Annotated in this window: 14 protein-coding genes; 1 reads left to right on the forward strand and 13 read right to left on the reverse strand. The window is 67.7% G+C overall.

What is annotated here, in order from left to right:
- Nucleotides 1-212: 212 nt before the first annotated feature.
- Nucleotides 213-1148, forward strand: a complete 936-nt coding sequence (locus tag HV786_RS01990) for a glycosyltransferase family 2 protein (RefSeq protein WP_056321085.1) — start codon at nt 213-215, stop codon at nt 1146-1148.
- On the opposite strand, the gene HV786_RS01995 is transcribed toward HV786_RS01990, so the two are convergent.
- From HV786_RS01995 to HV786_RS02055, 13 genes are all read right to left on the reverse strand, one after another.
- Nucleotides 1113-1862 carry an ABC transporter ATP-binding protein gene (locus HV786_RS01995; RefSeq protein ID WP_128830035.1) on the reverse strand — a complete coding sequence of 250 codons (750 nt, stop codon included), beginning with the start codon at nt 1860-1862 and terminating at the stop codon, nt 1113-1115. The two genes, HV786_RS01990 and HV786_RS01995, sit on opposite strands and share 36 nt — an antisense overlap.
- A complete protein-coding gene (locus HV786_RS02000) occupies nt 1862-3655 on the reverse strand; it encodes a branched-chain amino acid ABC transporter ATP-binding protein/permease (RefSeq protein WP_128830036.1) in 1794 nt (597 codons plus the stop codon). The genes HV786_RS01995 and HV786_RS02000 overlap by 1 nt, the downstream gene beginning before the upstream one ends.
- On the reverse strand, nt 3652-4692 hold the full coding sequence (locus tag HV786_RS02005; protein ID WP_175209890.1) for a branched-chain amino acid ABC transporter permease: 1041 nt from the start codon (nt 4690-4692) through the stop codon (nt 3652-3654). Before HV786_RS02005 ends, HV786_RS02000 begins: the two co-directional genes overlap by 4 nt.
- Nucleotides 4693-4858: 166 nt before the next feature.
- Nucleotides 4859-6013 carry an ABC transporter substrate-binding protein gene (locus tag HV786_RS02010; protein ID WP_128830037.1) on the reverse strand — a complete coding sequence of 385 codons (1155 nt, stop codon included), beginning with the start codon at nt 6011-6013 and terminating at the stop codon, nt 4859-4861.
- A gap of 162 nt (nt 6014-6175) precedes the next feature.
- Entirely contained in the window at nt 6176-6904 is a 729-nt protein-coding gene (locus HV786_RS02015; RefSeq protein WP_128830038.1) for an SDR family NAD(P)-dependent oxidoreductase, read from the reverse strand.
- Between the two features lie 38 nt (nt 6905-6942).
- Nucleotides 6943-7728, reverse strand: a complete 786-nt coding sequence (locus tag HV786_RS02020; RefSeq protein WP_128830039.1) for a cyclase family protein — start codon at nt 7726-7728, stop codon at nt 6943-6945.
- 161 nt (nt 7729-7889) lie between these two features.
- Complete coding sequence (locus HV786_RS02025; protein ID WP_175209892.1) at nt 7890-9134, reverse strand: SDR family NAD(P)-dependent oxidoreductase; 1245 nt, start codon at nt 9132-9134, stop codon at nt 7890-7892.
- The gene (locus HV786_RS02030; protein WP_175209894.1) at nt 9131-10300 is read right to left on the reverse strand and encodes a thiolase family protein; all 1170 of its coding nucleotides are present in this window, start codon (nt 10298-10300) and stop codon (nt 9131-9133) included. Before HV786_RS02030 ends, HV786_RS02025 begins: the two co-directional genes overlap by 4 nt.
- Entirely contained in the window at nt 10297-11937 is a 1641-nt protein-coding gene (locus HV786_RS02035; protein ID WP_175209896.1) for an AMP-binding protein, read from the reverse strand. Before HV786_RS02035 ends, HV786_RS02030 begins: the two co-directional genes overlap by 4 nt.
- 9 nt (nt 11938-11946) lie before the next feature.
- Nucleotides 11947-12438 (reverse strand): aromatic-ring-hydroxylating dioxygenase subunit beta, encoded by a 492-nt coding sequence (locus HV786_RS02040; RefSeq protein WP_128830040.1) that lies wholly within the window; start codon nt 12436-12438, stop codon nt 11947-11949.
- On the reverse strand, nt 12435-13754 hold the full coding sequence (locus HV786_RS02045; RefSeq protein ID WP_128830041.1) for an aromatic ring-hydroxylating dioxygenase subunit alpha: 1320 nt from the start codon (nt 13752-13754) through the stop codon (nt 12435-12437). Before HV786_RS02045 ends, HV786_RS02040 begins: the two co-directional genes overlap by 4 nt.
- 20 nt (nt 13755-13774) lie before the next feature.
- Nucleotides 13775-14752 (reverse strand): PDR/VanB family oxidoreductase, encoded by a 978-nt coding sequence (locus HV786_RS02050; protein ID WP_128830042.1) that lies wholly within the window; start codon nt 14750-14752, stop codon nt 13775-13777.
- Between the two features lie 27 nt (nt 14753-14779).
- A complete protein-coding gene (locus HV786_RS02055) occupies nt 14780-16324 on the reverse strand; it encodes an indolepyruvate oxidoreductase subunit beta family protein (RefSeq protein WP_175209898.1) in 1545 nt (514 codons plus the stop codon).
- Nucleotides 16325-16326: the final 2 nt, after the last annotated feature.

Below are 16326 nucleotides of genomic sequence, written 5' to 3' on the forward strand. Positions count from 1 at the left end.
AATTGGGCCGCCCGAGTTTACGCCAGTCCGCCGCGCGCCCCAACGGCTGCGGCCGGACGCGTTATCAAAAAAACCGCACGGTTTGTCAGATTTGATTGCAAATTCCAAAGACGTGCCATCGGTTGGCGCAGGCATATCCCCTACACTTCAGGCGAAATCATAAGAACCAAGACCGCAGCGGTTTCTGGAAGATCGCAAGGGGCACAGCAGGCATGACCGATACACCGATTTTTTTCACTGTTCTGACGCCGACCTACAACCGGGCAGGGACCCTGCACCGCGTCTACGAATCGCTCTGCCGGCAGACTTTCCGGGATTTCGAATGGGTCGTCGTGGACGATGGCTCCACCGACAACACGCACGAGTCCATCCTGCACTGGCAGTCGCTGGCGGATTTTCCGATCCGCTATGTCTGGCAGAACAACCAGCACAAGAAGACCGCCTTCAACCGTGGCGTGCGCGAGGCGCGCGGCCAGATGATCGTTGGCCTGGACAGCGACGACGAGATGCCCCCCGACGCGCTCGCCATCTTCCATGAAGCCTGGAACGCCATTCCGCCCGCGCGCCGCGACTCGTATTTCGCCATCACCGGCCTGTGCGCGCGACCCGACGGCAGCATCGTGGGCGACCGCTATCCGCAGGACGTCTTCGACAGCACGGCGGTGGACGTGTATTTCCGCTATCGCATCAAGGGCGAGAAATTCGGCTGCATGCGCACCGACATCCTGCGCAAATATCCGTTTCCCGAGGACGTGGCGGGCTTCGTGCCCGAAAGCCTGGTGTGGTGGGCCGTCGCCCGCGCCGGCTATCTCAGCCGCTTCATCAACCGCGTCGTGCGCACGTATCACGACACGCCCGGCGGGCTGAGCCAGGGGGCGGTATCGGTGGCGAACAACGCCCAGGGGCTGTATCTGCTGGCTTGGGACATGCTGCAGCATCACCTGGAATTCTTCCGCTATCGTCCGCGCGAATTCATGATGGCCGCGGCGCGCTACACGCGCTTTAGGCTGCACCTGAAACATTCAGGCGTGCCCACGGCCGTCCAGGCTTACCGCCTTACCCACCCGGTCGCGACGTTCCTCGTGGCCGTCATGTACCCGCTGGGCTACGCGCTATACCGCCGCGACCGGCGGCGCGGCGTGGCCTAATCCCAGATAGACCTCCACCACGCGCGGATCCTGCGCCACTTCGGCCGCGGGGCCTTCCAGTGTGACGGCGCCGGTTTCCAGCACGTAGGCGTAATCGGCGACTTGCAGCGCGGCGCGCGCGTTCTGTTCGATCAGCAGGATGGACACGCCCATCTCGCGCAGCCGCGCCACGATGCGAAAGACCTCGCGCACGATGCGCGGCGCGAGCCCCAGGCTGGGTTCGTCCAGCATCAGCAGGCGGGGCTTGGCCATCAGCGCGCGGCCAACGGCCAGCATCTGGCGCTCGCCGCCGGACAGCGTGCCGGCCAGTTGGACCCGCCGTTCGCGCAGCCGCGGAAACAGGTCATAGACCTCGGCCAGCGTCTGGTCCTGGTCGCGCAGGCCGCGGCGGTAGCGGTCGAAAGCGCCCAGCATCAGGTTGTCCTCGACTGTCATCTCGGCAAAGAGCTCGCGCTTTTCCGGCACCAGGTTCATGCCGGCGGCGACCATTTCCTCGATCTCGGCGTGCTCTTGCGTCTTGCCGCCAAAGACGATGCCGCCCTGCGAGGGCAGCACGCCCATGATGGCCGACAGCAGCGTGGTCTTGCCCGCGCCGTTGGGACCGATCACGGTCACGATCTGGCCTTCGCCCACTTCCAGGCTGACGCCCGAGATCGCTTCCACCTTGTCGTAGGCCACGCGCAGGTCGCGCACTTGCAGCAGTTTGGCGCTCATCATTCCACTCCGCCCAGATAGGCTTCAAGCACTGCGGGATTCTGCTGGATCTCGGCCGGCAGGCCTTCGGCGATCTTCTCGCCAAAGTCCATGACCACCACGCGATCCACCAGACCCATCACGAAATCCATGTCATGTTCGACAAGCAGGATGGCCATGCCTTCGGCGCGCAGACGTTTCAGCAATTCGGCCAGCTCGCATTTCTCCTGGTAGCGCAGGCCGGCCGCGGGCTCGTCCAGCAGCAGGATGCACGGGTCCGAGGCCAGGGCGCGCGCGATTTCCAGGATGCGCTGCTGACCCAACGCCAGCGAGCCCGCTTCGTCGTGCAGATGCTTGCCCAGTCCCACGCGCTCGACCTGGCGCGCGGCCTCGGCCAGCAGGCGGGCCTCTTCCGGACGGTCCAGCCGCCAGGCGGCCGGCAACACGCCGCGATGCCCGCGCAGATGCGCGCCGATGGCCACGTTTTCCAGCACGCTCATGCGGCCCAGCAGCCGCACGTGCTGGAAGGTGCGCGACAGCCCCAGGCGCGCGATCTTGCGCGCGCCCACGCCGGCCACCGGCTGGCCGAGCAGCGTGACCTGTCCCGAGGTCGGCGTGTCCACGCCGGATATCTGGTTGAACATCGTGCTCTTGCCCGCGCCATTGGGGCCGATCAGCGCCAGCACTTCGCCCGCCCGGATCTCCAGGTTCATGGCGTTGTTGGCCACCAGGCCGCCAAACTTGCGGGTCACGTCCACGGCTTTGAGCACCACCTCGCCGCGCGGCGGCATGGTGCGCCGGGGCAGCGGCTCGGCGGTCATGTCGACGGTGCGCGGCTTGCGCTTGACCGGCACCCAGCGCGTCAGCACGGGCCACAGGCCGCTTCGGGCGCGGTGCAGCAGCAGCACCATGCCGAAGCCGAAGACGATCACTTCGAAGTTGCCGGTCTGACCCAGCACCTTGGGCAAGAGGTCCTGCAGCCACTGCTTGAGCACCGTGAAGACGCCAGCGCCCACCAGCGCGCCCCACACCTGCCCGGCGCCGCCGATGACGGTCATGAACAGGTATTCGATGCCCATCTGCAGGCCGAAGGGATTGGGGTTCACGAAGCGCTGCATGTGCGCGTACAGCCAGCCCGACGCGCAGGCCTGCAAGGCCGCGATGACGAAGATCACCATGCGCGAGCGCGCCGTGTCCACGCCCATCGATTCGGCCATCACGCGTCCGCCCTTGAGCGCGCGGATCGCGCGGCCTTCGCGCGAGTCCAGGAGATTCTGCGTGGACCAGATGGCGACCAGCAGGAAGGCCCAGATCAGGTAGTAGATGTTGCCGCCCTGGTTGAGCGTCCAGCCGAACAGGCTGATGGCAGGAATGTCGGGGATGCCGGTGTGACCGCCCAGACCTTCGACGGAGCCGAACACGAAATACAGCGACAGGCCCCAGGCGATGGTGCCCAGCGGCAGGAAGTGGCCGGACAGCTTCAGCGTGATGGCGCCCAGCAAATACGCAAGCGCCAGCGTCAGGGCCAGGCCGGCCAGCAGCGTGAGCCAGGGAGACGCGCCCAGCCAGCCGAGCCACGAGGGCAGCGTGTCCGCGCGGGTGGTCAGGAGCGCCGTCGTATAGGCGCCCACGCCCACGAAGGCGGCCTGCCCGAAGCTGGTCAGGCCGCCCACGCCGGTCAGCAGCACCAGGCCCAGCGCCACCAGCGCATACAGGCCGATGTAGTTCAGCAGCGTCACGTAGAAGGGCGGCAGCACCAGGGGGCCGAGCGCCAGCAGAGCCAGGAAGGCGAGGAGGATGTGGCGCGGGGTCATTCGTCTTCTTCCTCGACGTGATGGCTGTTGAGTGAACGCCAGAGCAGCACGGGGATGATCAGCGTGAACACGATGATCTCCTTGTAGGCGCTGGCCCAGAACGACGAGAACGCTTCGATCAGGCCGACCAGCACGGCGCCCGCCGCGGCCAGCGGGTAGCTCACCAGCCCGCCGATGATGGCGCCGACGAAGCCCTTCAGGCTGACCATGAAGCCCGAATCGAAATACATGGTCGTGATCGGTGCGATGAGAATGCCGGACACGGTGCCGATCAGCGCCGCCAGAAAGAATGTGGCCTTGCCCGCGAACACGGGCGAGATGCCCATCAGGCGCGCTCCTATCCGGTTGAACGCCGCGGCGCGCAGCGCCTTGCCGTACATCGAGCGTTCAAAGAACTGGTACAGCACGACGATCAGCACCACCGACACCGCCACGACCCACAGCGCCTGGCTGTTCACGTTGACCGGGCCCAGTGTCAGGCTGGCGTCGCTGAAGGGGGCCGTGCGCGCGCCTTCCGCGCCGAAGGCCAGCAGCCCCAGGCCGACGAGCGCCAGGTGGACCGCGATGGACACGATCAGCAGCACCAGCGTCGAGGCCGACGCGATCGGCTGATAGAACAAGCGATAGAGCTGCGGTCCCATCGGCACCAGCAGCAGCAATGTCAGGAGCGCCTGCGCCGCCATCGGCAGCTGCGCCAGCGGCAGGCGGTACAGCAGCAACGCGAGCGCCAGCGGATAGATCACCTTGGCCGCCATGCGCCAGTGGGCGCCGCGCCGGGCGGGCCGTTTGCGGCGCGCCATCAGGTCGGCGGCGGTCTCGGCCAGCGCGAACGCGAGCAGCAGCCACACCAGCAGGATGGGCTTGCCAGCCTGCATGGCGGCCATGGTGAGCGCGCCGAAGGCGACGAACTCGCCCTGCGGGATGAACAGGACGCGGGTGACGGTGAAGACCAGCAGGATGGACAACGCCAAGAGCGCATAGATGGCGCCATTGGTGATGCCGTCCTGCCCGAGTATCAAGGCAATCTGAGCATTCATACAGAATTCCAATAAGCGGATGTCCCCCCCCGAAGCGCTGCGCGCTTCCCCCCAGGGGGCATGCCTGCGGACCGGCGGAGCCCGGATCCGCGGCATCCCGATGGGACGCGCAGAGCCTGCTTTCTGGCGACGCCCGCAGCGCATGTGAGCGTGGGGGGAGATCCTTTTACTTGACTAGCGTCCAGTTGCCGTCCTTGACGGTGATGAGCTCGCGGCCGCGTTCGTCAAAGCCGCTGTGGTCTGCCGCGCTCATGTTGTAGACGCCTTGCGTGCCGACCAGCTCCTTGGTCTGCTCCAGCGCATCGCGCAGCGCGCTGCGGAACTCCTTGGTGCCCGGCTTGCCAGCTTTTTCGGCGATCGGCACGGCCTTCTCCAGCAGCAGGCCGGCGTCGTAGACGTTGGCGCCGAAGGTGGCGGGCTTGGAGCCGTTGAGCTTTTCGTAGGCGGCGATGTAGTCGGCCGCGACCTTCTTGGAGGGATTGCTGTCCGGCATTTCCGGCAGGACCAGCATCAGGCTGGCGGCCAGCACCGTGCCTTCGACCTTCTTGCCGCCCAGTTTCAGGAAGTCGGGCAGCGCGGCGCCGTGGGTCTGGTAGAACTTGCCCTTGTAGCCCTGGTCGAACAGCGTCGTCTGCGGCAGCACGCTGGCGGCGCCCGGCGCGGCCACCAGCACGGCGTCCGGCTTGGCGGCCAGGATCTTCAGCGCCTGGCCCGTGACCGAGCTGTCAAAGCGCAGGTAGCGTTCGTTGGCGGTGATCTTGATGCCCTTTTCCGCGGCCAGTCCCGAGAAAACCTTGTACCAGTTCTCGCCGTACGGGTCGTTCAGGCCGATGAAGCCGACGGTCTTGATGCCGGTCTTGGCCATGTGGTCCACCAGCGCGCGCGCGATGATGTCGTCGTTCTGCGTGGTCTTGAACACCCACTTCTTCTGGTCGTTCATCGGCAGCACCACCGCGGCGGTGCCCACCGGCGCCAGCATCGGCACGCCGGCCTCGGCGGCGAACTGGATCACGCCCATGGCGTTGGGCGAACCCGACGGGCCGATCAGCGCGTCCACGTTCTGCTCCGTGATCAGTTTCTTGAAGGCCGTGACCGAGTTGGTCGAGTCGCTGGCGTCATCCAGCGAGATGTATTCCACGGTCAGGTCGCCGATCTTCTTGGGCAGCAACGGCACCGTGTTCTTTTGCGGAATCCCGACCAGCGCGGTGGGGCCGGTGGACGAGGTGACCACGCCGACCTTGACTTGGGCCAGGGCGGGCAGGGCGAACAGGGCGGCGACGGCAGCGGCGGCAGCGACCAGGGGGAGTTTCTTCGACAGCATGGCAAAACCTCCGGGGTAGGGAGCAGAGTGGGAGTGCGGCTGGAAAGCGGAGAAAACGGGAACTGCGGGAATACTTGTTGCTTAAAGTTTCTTACCTTCAAGGATCAGCACTGTAGACCCGGGTCCCGGTGCTTACCTATCCGTCAAAACCCGAAGCGACGGTCAGATGGTGATTGAGCTGACGCTAGCGCCGCCGCAGACGAACAGCGTCTGGCCGGTCACGAAGCTGTTGGCGGGATCGGCAAAGAACATGACGGCGCGCGCCACGTCGTCCGAACGGCCCAGCCGCTTGACCGGGATGCCCTCGGCAAGCTGCCGTTCGCGTTCGCTGCCGGCCTCGATCACCTCGTAGAACATGTCGGTCTGGATGGGGCCGGGCGCCACCACGTTGACCGTGATGCCGTAAGGCGCAAGCTCCAGCGACCAGGTGCGCGCCATGCCGATCATGCCGGCCTTGGTGGCCGAGTAGGCGGTGCGCGTGGGCAGGCCCAGCGCGCCGCGCGAGGACATCATCACGATGCGGCCGAACTTGCGTTCCTGCATGCCGGGCAGGGCCGCCTGGACCAGGCTGATCGCCGCGCCCAGGTGGATCTGCGTCAAGCCATGCAGTTCTTCCTGCGTGACCTGCGGCAGCAGGTTTGGCCAGATCACGCCGGCGTTGTGGATAACGTGGCTGACCGGAAACTTCGCGGCGACTTCGGCGCCCGCCTGCGCGGTGGCGGCGGCGTCCAGCAGGTCCACCTGCACGTTGTGCAGCCGCGGATGCGAGAAATCCGCCGCGCGGCGCGCCATCGAGATCACCTCGTAGCCCGCGTCGAGCATGCTGCGGCAGATTTCCGCGCCGATGCCAGCGCTGCCGCCGGTCACGATGGCCACATGGGTTTGCGTCATGGTTTCCCCCTTTGATTATTGGTGTGGGCGGAACGGCGTCAGGCCGTGGGCGCCAGCGCCAGCACGCGCAGCGGGCTGCCCGAGCCGCTGCGGATCTTGAGCGGCGCCGAGAAGATCACCGCGCCGGTGGCCGGCAACTGGTCCAGGTTGGTCAGGCACTGCAAGCCGTAGCGGTTGTTGCCGTGCATGTAGTAGTGGCAGGGATAGGGCGGATCCAGATGCTGGGCCTGCCCGGCGTCCGTGCCCACCGATTCGGTGCCGAACCCGTGCACGTCGCGTTCCTTGATGAGCCAGGGCACGACCTCGGCGTCGGGGCCGGGCGAATGCGCGCCGTCGGCCTGCATGTTCAGGTATTCGGCGGGCTTGGCGCGCTTGGACCAGTCGGTGCGCATCAGCACCCAGGACCGCGCGGGGATGCGGCCGTGCTGTTCTTCCCATTTCTTGATGAAGTCGATGGTCAGGAGGAAGTCCGGGTTGCCGGCCGCTTGCGCGGAACAGTCGATCACGCAGGCGCTGGCGATGAAGGCGTCGATGGGAATCGTGTCCACCGTGTTGTCCGGCTGGTCCTTGCCCGTGACCCAGTGCGCGGGCGCATCGAAGTGCGTGCCGGTGTGTTCCGAGCACGAGAAGTTGTTCCAGTACCAGGCCGGACCGCGCTCGTCGTAGCGCGAGATTTCCTCGATCCGGAACGGCCAGGCCTGCCCGAACTCCGGCGGCAGCACGATGGTGGGAAACTCCGGCGTCAGCGTTTCGGTCAGGTCCACCAGGCGGATGCGCCCGGAGACCAGCTCGGTCATGAACTGGGCAAGGATAGGTTGACTCACGATGCGCTCTCCTGTTGGTTCCTGCGGGTGTCGGACACCCTTTGCTTCGTAGGTGTCTGACACCCTTTGAGACGCCGTGCCAAGTTGCCGGCTGTCTCCCCAGGGTGTCAGACACCGGGTTCTTCTGCTGCGTAGGTGTCTGACACCGCGTGATCCAGCGGTCAGCCGGCGCCCAGCTCCCGTTCCAGTCCCTTCGGGTTCTCAGCCAGCCGCGCCCGGAATTCCTGCGCGACGTCGCCCACGTACACGTCTTCGATGCCATCCTTCAGCGCGCGCACGATGGCGGCGGCGATGGCCGCTGGCGCAACTCGCGGGGGCGGGGTGCGTTGTTCCCATTCGTGGTCGACGGGGCCGGGAAACACGTTCACCACCCGCACGCCCGCGCCGCGCATTTCCGCGCGCAGGCATTGCGCCAGCGACAGCGCGGCGGCCTTGGATGCCGACCACATGCCGCGCGCCGGCAGGTTCATGTGCGCGTAGATCGACAGCACGTTGACCCACGCGGCGGCGCTGTTCACGCCGTCGGCGGCGCGGCCGCACAGCGCCGGGCCGAAGCTCTGCGCCAGCCGCATCAGCCCCAGCACATTGACGTCCATGGCATCGCGCGCGGTGTTCACGTCCTTGCGGCTCAGCAGCCCGCCCTCGCGTTCCAGGTCGGCCGTGTTGACCAGGATCTCGACCTTGCCGCCGATGGACGCGGCCACGCGCTCCACGGAATCGGTGTCGGTCACGTCCAGCGTCACGGCCTGCACGCGCGGATCCGCCGCCAGGGCGTCGAACGCGGCATCGCGCCGCCACGCCTGCGGATCGCCCAGGAAGACGAGCGGGCTGCCCGCATCGAGCAGCGCGCGCGCCACGGCCTGGCCCACGGCCGACTTGCCGTCGGTGACCAGCGCGCGGCGGAATTTCGGATCGCACGAGGTCTCGCGCAGTGTCTTGTCGTCTTCCATGTTCGGCGTATTCCTTTCGGGCAGGGCGATCATCACGGCCTGGCCGCTGCGGTCCAGCTTCAGGGCCAGGCGCACGCGCGCGCCGTCGGTGCAGTCCTGGTGGACGTGCGCCACGACGGAGGGACCGGCGTCCATCCGCACCGTGCCCACGCGCCACGGCAGGCGTTCGCGGAAGTACAGGTCGTTGCTGTGATGCAGCGTCGTGCTGACGAGCAGCACGCCGTTCGGGTCGGCGGGCCGCCAGGGCAGGTGCTCGGACAGGCAATGGCCGCAGACTTCGCGCGGCGGGTACTGCACCGTGCCGCAGTCGGCGCAGGTCTGCAGATCGAAGCGTCCCTCGGCGGCGGCGGCGGTCAGGCCCAGCGCGGCGCGGCTGCGCGAGCCGGGCGGCAGCGTGGGCTGCCGCGTCCGGGCGACGGGATTCTTGCGAGGCGGCTTGGCCAGCGGCTCGGTCATGCGTCGCTCCTTGCCAGGATGGCCGCGGCGGTGCACAGCCCGCGGTCGTAATTGATCATGCCAAAGCCGCTGACCAGCCCCATGCGCGCCTCGCGCACCTGCGTGCCGCCGGCCGTGCCCGTCAACTGGCGCAAGGCCTCGACCATGCCCAGGTAGCCGCCGGCCGCGCCGGCCTGGCCCACCGACAGCTGGCCGCCGTTGGTGTTGAACGGAAAGCTGCCGTCCACGGTGAAGGTGTTGTCCCGCACGAACTGCGGCGCGGCGCCCTTCTCGCAGAACCCCAGGTCTTCCATCTGCATCAGGTTGATGACGGGATAGTCGTCATAGGCCTGCAGGAAGTCCATGTCCGAGGGGCCAGCATTGGCCTGCCCATACAGTTCATCGATGTCCAGCGTCCAGCCGCCCCGGGTCTGGATGGGATCGTCGATCCACGCGTTGTGGCGCTCGATGGTGGACAGGATGCGCGCATAAGGCAGGTTCAGCGCGCGTGCCCGGTCCTCTCGCATGACCAGGAACGCGTCGGCGCCCGCGCACGGCATGACGCAATCGAACAGGTGGATCGGTTCGGTGATGACGCGCGCGTCCAGGTATTGGGCGAGCGTCAGCGGCTTTTTCATCAGCGCGTGCGGATAGCGCAGGGCGTTGTCGCGTTGCGCCACGCAAAGCTTGCCGAAGTCCTCGCGCGTGGCGCCGGTCTGGCGCATGTAGTTGGCGGTCAGCAGCGCAAAGCTCGCGTTCGGGCCGCCGGCGCCATACGGGTAGACGGCGTCCTGCGCAAAGCGCGAGAACTGGCTGACCGTGTTGCGAAACGAGTCCACGTGGTTGGTGTCGCCGGCCAGGCAGGCCACGACGTCGGCATCGCCCGCCTGCACGGCGCGCGCGGCGCGGCGCAGCGCGGCCACGCCGCTCGCCCCGCCCATCGGAATGTGATCGAGCCAGCGCGGCGTCATGCCCAGGTGCTGGACCAGGCCGACCGCCGTATCCGGCGCCAGCGTGAAGCTGGACACGCACAGGCCGTCGACGTCGGTCTTGGCCAGCCCGGATTGCCGGATCAACGCGCCCAGCGCGCGTCCCAGCCACCAATGCGCGGCGTGCGTGGAATAGCGTTCATAGGGAATGGTGACGGGCAGGGCCGCCACGACGCCGTCGTAGCCCAGGCGGGTCATGGGCGAGTCCCCTCGGGCGGGCGCTTCTTCATGTGGCACGTGTCCACGCAGCGCGCCGTGCCCGGCAGGGTGGGCGCCAGGGCCTTCATCTCGCCGCGCTGGATCTTGTTGGTGGTCGTGAGCGGCAGGCTGTCCACGAACGCGACATACCCGGGCGCCTTGTAATACGCCAACTGCGACAGCGACCATTGCACGATGCTGCGCGCGGCCTCGGCCATCGCGTCCGCGTCGGCGGGCAGCGTTTCCGGCACGACGCACGCCAGCACCTCATCGCCGCGCACGGCGTCCGGCACGGCGGCCACCGCCACGGCCTTCACCAGCGGATGCTGCATCAGCACGCTTTCCACTTCCACGGCCGAGATGTTCTCGCCGCTGCGGCGGATGACGTTCTTCTTGCGGTCGACAAAGCGCAGGGCGCCGTCGGCCTCGCGGCGCACGATGTCGCCCGTGTGGAACCAGCCGCCTTCCCAGGCTTCGTTGGTGGCCGCCTCGTCCTTCAGGTAGCCGGCAAAAAAGCCATAGCGCGGATCCTCCCCGGCATGGCGCACCAGCAGCTCGCCCGGTTCGCCAATGGCGGCCGGTTCGCCCGCGTCGGTCACGATGCGCACCTCTACGTCAGCTTCCTCGCTGCCGAAGCTGCTGGTGCCGACGTGGCGCGGTTCCTGGTTGGCGATTACGACGGCGCCCGCGCCGGTCTCGGTCATGGCCCAGGCCTCCAGCAGCGGAAAGCCGAAGCGCGCCTCGAAAGGCGCATGCAGCTTGCGGTCCACGCCCGCGCCGAAGCCGAAGCGGATGGCCGGCTGCAGGTCCTGCGGGGAAGGCTCGGCCTTCATCAGGATGGCGGGCATGACGCCCAGGTAGTGCAGCACCGTGGCGCGCGATTCGCGCACGCTGTCCCACCACGAGCGCGGGTGAAAGCGGTCCAGCGGGATCAGGCAGCCGCCCGTCAGCACCATCGCCATCGCGGAATAGGCCATGGCGTTCATGTGCACCAGCGGCAGCGGCGTCAGCATGCGTTCCTGGCCGGGCTGCAGCGCGGCCAGGCCGCCGATGCGGGCGTACCAGCCGCCCGCGTGCAGGAAATAACGGTTGGGCAGGATGCAGCCCTTGGGTCGGCCGGTGGTGCCGGACGTATAGAGCAGCGCGCACTCGGTCAGTTCGGAAGGCGGCGTGCCTTGCTGGGGCGCGGGGAAGGGCGCGGCGGGCGGCGCGTCGTCCGGACCCATCACGCGCAGTTCCCGGCCCGCGCGGGCCGCTGCCGCCAGCAGGTCCGCGTGGCGTCCCGGCAGCGCGACCGCCAGCGCGATCTCGGAATGGCCGGCCAGATACTCCAGTTCGGCGGCGCGCAGGTCCGGATTGATCGGCACGACGGACACGCCCAGCGCATTGAGCGCAAACCAGTGCAGGAAGAACGCGGGCCGGTTTTCCAGCAGCAGGCCTGCGCGGTGGCCGTGGCCATAGCCCGCCTTTTCATACGCGGCGCGCAGCGTCTCGATGGCGTCGGCCGCCTTGCCGTAGGTCAGTTCGCCGGCCTCGATGCCATAGGCATCCGCCGTTTCGGGCAGGATGCACAGGAACGGCTGGCCGCCGTGGCGGGATGCGGTGTCGGCAAAGGCCTGGTGGACGGTGGCGGTCACGGTCCGCTCCTACATGAACAGTTGGATGTTGCCGAAGGCCGCGTCACAGTTGACGAGGTCCACGCGTTTCAGGCGGATGCGCAGCGCGCCGTCCTGTTCCACCAGGTGATGCGTTGCCCAGCCCGCAAAAAGAGTCTGCGTGTCCTGCCGCGTTTCGACGTAATGGAAGGCGGTGCGCACCACGTGTCGCCCTTCGGCAGGCGCGGATTCGGGATGGCCATGTTCGACCGTGGGCGCCTGCAGCAGATGATGGCAGCGGCTCTTGGGCTGCTGCGAGAACGTGCGCTGGCCCGCCAGCCGCTCGACGCGCACGCGCAGCAGCAGCTTGTCCTCGTACATCAGCGAGGCGTGCAGCTTCGCATCGGTCTGGCCGTGCGCCAGCGGCATCCAGTAATAGCCGTCGTCCGTGTACAGGTTCAGCCAGTCCTCGAAGCGCAGTTCGTCCAGCATGCGCGCCTCGGCGTAGACAAAATCGATCAACTCGCGGTCGCTTGCGCTCATACCGACTCCGGTCCGGTCATGTAGCGGCCCCATGCGCGGTACTGGTTGCGCATCTGCCATTCGTTGGTGCCATTGGTGACGACGTTCTTCTGGTCGGCTTCGCCGGGCGCGTAGAGCCGTCCCACGTTGACCCAGTCGCGTGCGCGCGAGTGCAGGCCGTCCTGCGCGCGTTCGTACATTTCCAGGTCGTCGTGGCCCACCACCGAGGTCGGCGCGTTGATGAGCCGGTTGTACATCAGCGTGCGCTCCAGCAGCAGGTCCGGCGCGCCCACCAGGCGGAACGTCCAGGACTCGACCAGCGTGCGGTCGGCGGCGATCGGCTTGAAGATCCGAAGCGTCTGGATCGGCCCCTTGACCATGATGTTGGGGAAGTACACCGTGTTGTGGCGCACGTCGCCCAGGATCGCCTTGGCGCGGTCTTCGCCGTACGCCTGCACCATCGAATCCCAATAGCCCGGGACGCCCGAGTACGACGCGTGGATGGAGTCGGAAACCCCGGTGTGACCGTGCCCGTTTTCCCAGACGCGGATGCCCATGTTCTCGAAGAACTCGTAGGGCGAGATGAACGGCGCGAACAGCTCGACCGCCATCGGCTTGGGCGTGCCTTCGGGCGCCTGTTCCCAGACCTTGACCGCCGTGCCCGCCGAGGATTCGTGCGCGACCATCGGATGGCAGGTGTCGGTCTGGTTGTCGACCAGCATCTTCCAGTTGCAGCGGTGCATGTAGCGCAGCACGCCGCCGGCGACTTCAAGGCGGCCTTCGGGCGAGCGGTCGACCATGTTGTCCAGCGTCGATAGCGAATCGCCGAAGAATTCCTCGAACGACTGGCCCTCGGGGTTCAGGCGGCAGAAGACGAAGCCGCGATGGTTGCGCACATCTTTCACGGCGGCCATGCCCTGGCTGGCTTCGCAGTTTTCCAGGCCGGTGTTCTCGTAGCCTTTTTTCAGCGGGATCGACAGCAGGCTGCCGTCCGTCTTGAACGTCCAGGCGTGATAAGGGCAGCGAAAGAACTTGCCCGTGTTGCCGCAGGCCTCGCCCGCGACCATGGTGCCCTTGTGCGGGCAGCGGTTGTGCAGCACGCGCACGCTTTTGTCGCTGTGGCGGACCATCACCACGGGCTGGTTGCCGACGGTGGTGGTGATGTAGTCGCCCGGGTTGGGCACCTGGCTGTCATGGCCGACATAGACCCAGGTGTTGGCGTACAGGCGTTCCATTTCCAGGTCGAACAGTTCCTGGTCGATGAAAAGGTCCTTGTGCACCTCGGTGTCGCGGAGCAGCGCGCGGATGGCGTCGGGATTGTCGCGGTATTTGCCCATGGTCGCTTCCTTGTCGGGGACTACAGGTCCAGCACCAGGCGCGCGGACTTGGCGCGCGAGATGCAGATCTGGATGATCTTGCCGCTCGCCTTCTCGGTGTCGGAAAGGTAATAGTCGCGGTGGTCGGGCTCGCCTTCCAGCACGGTGGCCTGGCACACGCCGCATTCGCCGCGCTTGCAGTCGACCATCGGGTCGCAGCCTTCTTCCTCCATGACCTCGACGATGGTCTTGTCGGCGGGAATCGTCAGCACGCGGCCGGACTGGCGCAGTTCGACCTCGAAGGCCTGGTCGCCGGCCTGCGGCGCGGCCGTCGCAAAAAGCTCGAAATGGATGTGGGCGTCTGGCCAGTGGCGCGCGTGCGCGCCCTGGATGACGGCGTCGATCAGCCCCTTGGGTCCGCAGACGTAGAGGTGCTGGCGCGGGGTGGCCGACGCCAGCAGCGCCTGCAGGTCGAACCGGCTCGCGGGATCGTCGTCGGCGTGCAGCGTCAGGTCGTCGCCAGCCAGCGCCTGCAGCTCGGGCAGGAAGGCAAGCTGGTCCTTGCTGCGGCCGCAGTAATGCAGATGGAACGCGCGGCCGGCGGACTTGAGCGCGGCGGCCATGGACGCAATCGGCGTGATGCCGATGCCGCCCGCAATCAGAATGACCGGCTCGTCGCCGGCGGGCGATTCGTGCAGCGGAAAGTCGTTCTTCGGGCCTTCCACGGTCAGCACGTCGCCCGCCGACAGCGCGTGCATGTGGCGCGATCCGCCCTGGCTGGTTTCTTCCAGCCGCACGCCCAGGCGGTACTCGGCTGGTTCGGCAAAGCGTCCGGCCTCGGGCGCCAGCTGCACCAGCGAATAGCAGCGCGGATCGCGCAGGCTGGGGATCGTCACCTTCAGGTGCGCGCCGGGGCCGAAGGCGGGCAGCGCGCCGCCGTCTTCGCGCGCCAGCCGGAACGAGCGGATCAGCGGCGATTCCTGCCGGACTTCCCGGACGATCAGTTTGAGTGTCTGCACGATGTCTGTCTCTTTCTGTTGGCGGCCTCAGGCGGCCAGTTTTTCCGCAATCTGGCGTTCCATGGGCTCGCACTTCACGTTGGCAAGCGCCGTGTCGCGCAGCGCGCGCAGCGCGTCGGCGGCATCGGGACGGCCGGCCAGCTGGTCCGCCGCCGCGATGAGCTGCCGGTATTTGCCGCCGCCACGCACATGGGTATCGCTGTAGCCCTTGACCAGGCGGCGGCAGTTGATGGTCTCGACCGCCAGCGCGTAGTCGCGAGGCGCCAGCCGGGCCACCAGCGCCAGCCACGTTTCCAGTGATTCGGCTTCGATCTGGTGGCGCAGCGTGCCGCGCCGGAAGCGCCGCATGCCGGCCAGCGTGTACAGCATCAGGAATCCGCCCAGCGTGCCGCTGCGCAGGCGGCGGCCCTTGCCGAGCCGGCGCTCCACGAAACCGCCGAAGGCCTTGGAGCCCTCCAGCCAGCGGCCCAGCCGCGCCGGCAGCGTGCCGCAGATCTCTTCCAGCCGGGGGTGCATGAATTCGGTCGTGTCCACGAGCTGGCCGGGACGCGCGCCGACTTCCGAACGCACGCGGTCAAAGCGCGCGCCGCGGGTCTTCAGGTCCGCCACGCGGATCACGTCGTCGTACGCCATGGCCGTGGCCACGTAGCGCGCGGCGGCACAAGTCAACGCCCATTGGCGGGCGTCGCCGCCGTGCTGTGCGTCCAGGTCGCGGATCGCCTTCATCCGGCGCAGGTAGTCTTCGGCGTAGGCCAGGTCCTGGAACTCGATCTGGCGGCGCACGCCCGCGGTCAGCATGGGCTGCGCACAGGCCGGAAAGTCGCGGCGGATGGCGTCCAGCAAGGCCTGCGCGCGCGGACTGGCGGCGCGCTCGGGCACGGGCGGAACGGGACGCGCGAGGTCGATGGCGGCGGGCGCATCCGGCGCCTTGTCGGCCGACTCGAAGCCCAGCGCGAAGGCGCGCAGGCTGGCGTCCACGCCCAGACCCGCGCGCCGCACGGTGGCCTCGAAGTCGTCACGGGTAAAGGGCAGGGCGCCGCTGCCGGCCACCGCGCCAAAAAGGCTGGCGCTGATGACGCTGCCGGCGCGGTCGGCCAGATCCTGCAGATCGAAGCACAGGAAGCGGCGCGATGCGGCGCGTCCCGCTTCCAGCACCTTGTTCGGGTCCGCGATCCCGTTGCCGGGCGCGGACTTTTCGCTGACCGCAAAGCTGCGGTGCGAAGACGCGATCAGGACCGTGCGTTCGGGCGTCACGAGACCGCGCTGGATGGCGCGGCCGCCTTCCATCAGTTCGGCGGCAACCACCAGGTCCACGTCGCCCGGCGTGGGCATCAGCGCCAGCGCCGGCTGGCGGCCCGCGCGCTGCACGTCGGCCTCGGGCAGCAGCTCCAGGTAGTAGATCGTGGCGCCGGTGCGCTGCGCCACGCCCGGCACCGAGGTAGTCTGCGCCCACCAGCCCGCGTGCTCGGCCATGTCGACGATCCAGTCGGCCAGCACGCCGCCGCCCTGGCCGCCCATGGCCAGGATGGCGATCTTGATGGGGTTGCCTGGTTGCATCACCGCCGCGTTCATGG

Origin of the sequence: Achromobacter mucicolens, from assembly GCF_902859725.1 — a bacterium.
GTDB lineage: Bacteria > Pseudomonadota > Gammaproteobacteria > Burkholderiales > Burkholderiaceae_B > Achromobacter > Achromobacter mucicolens.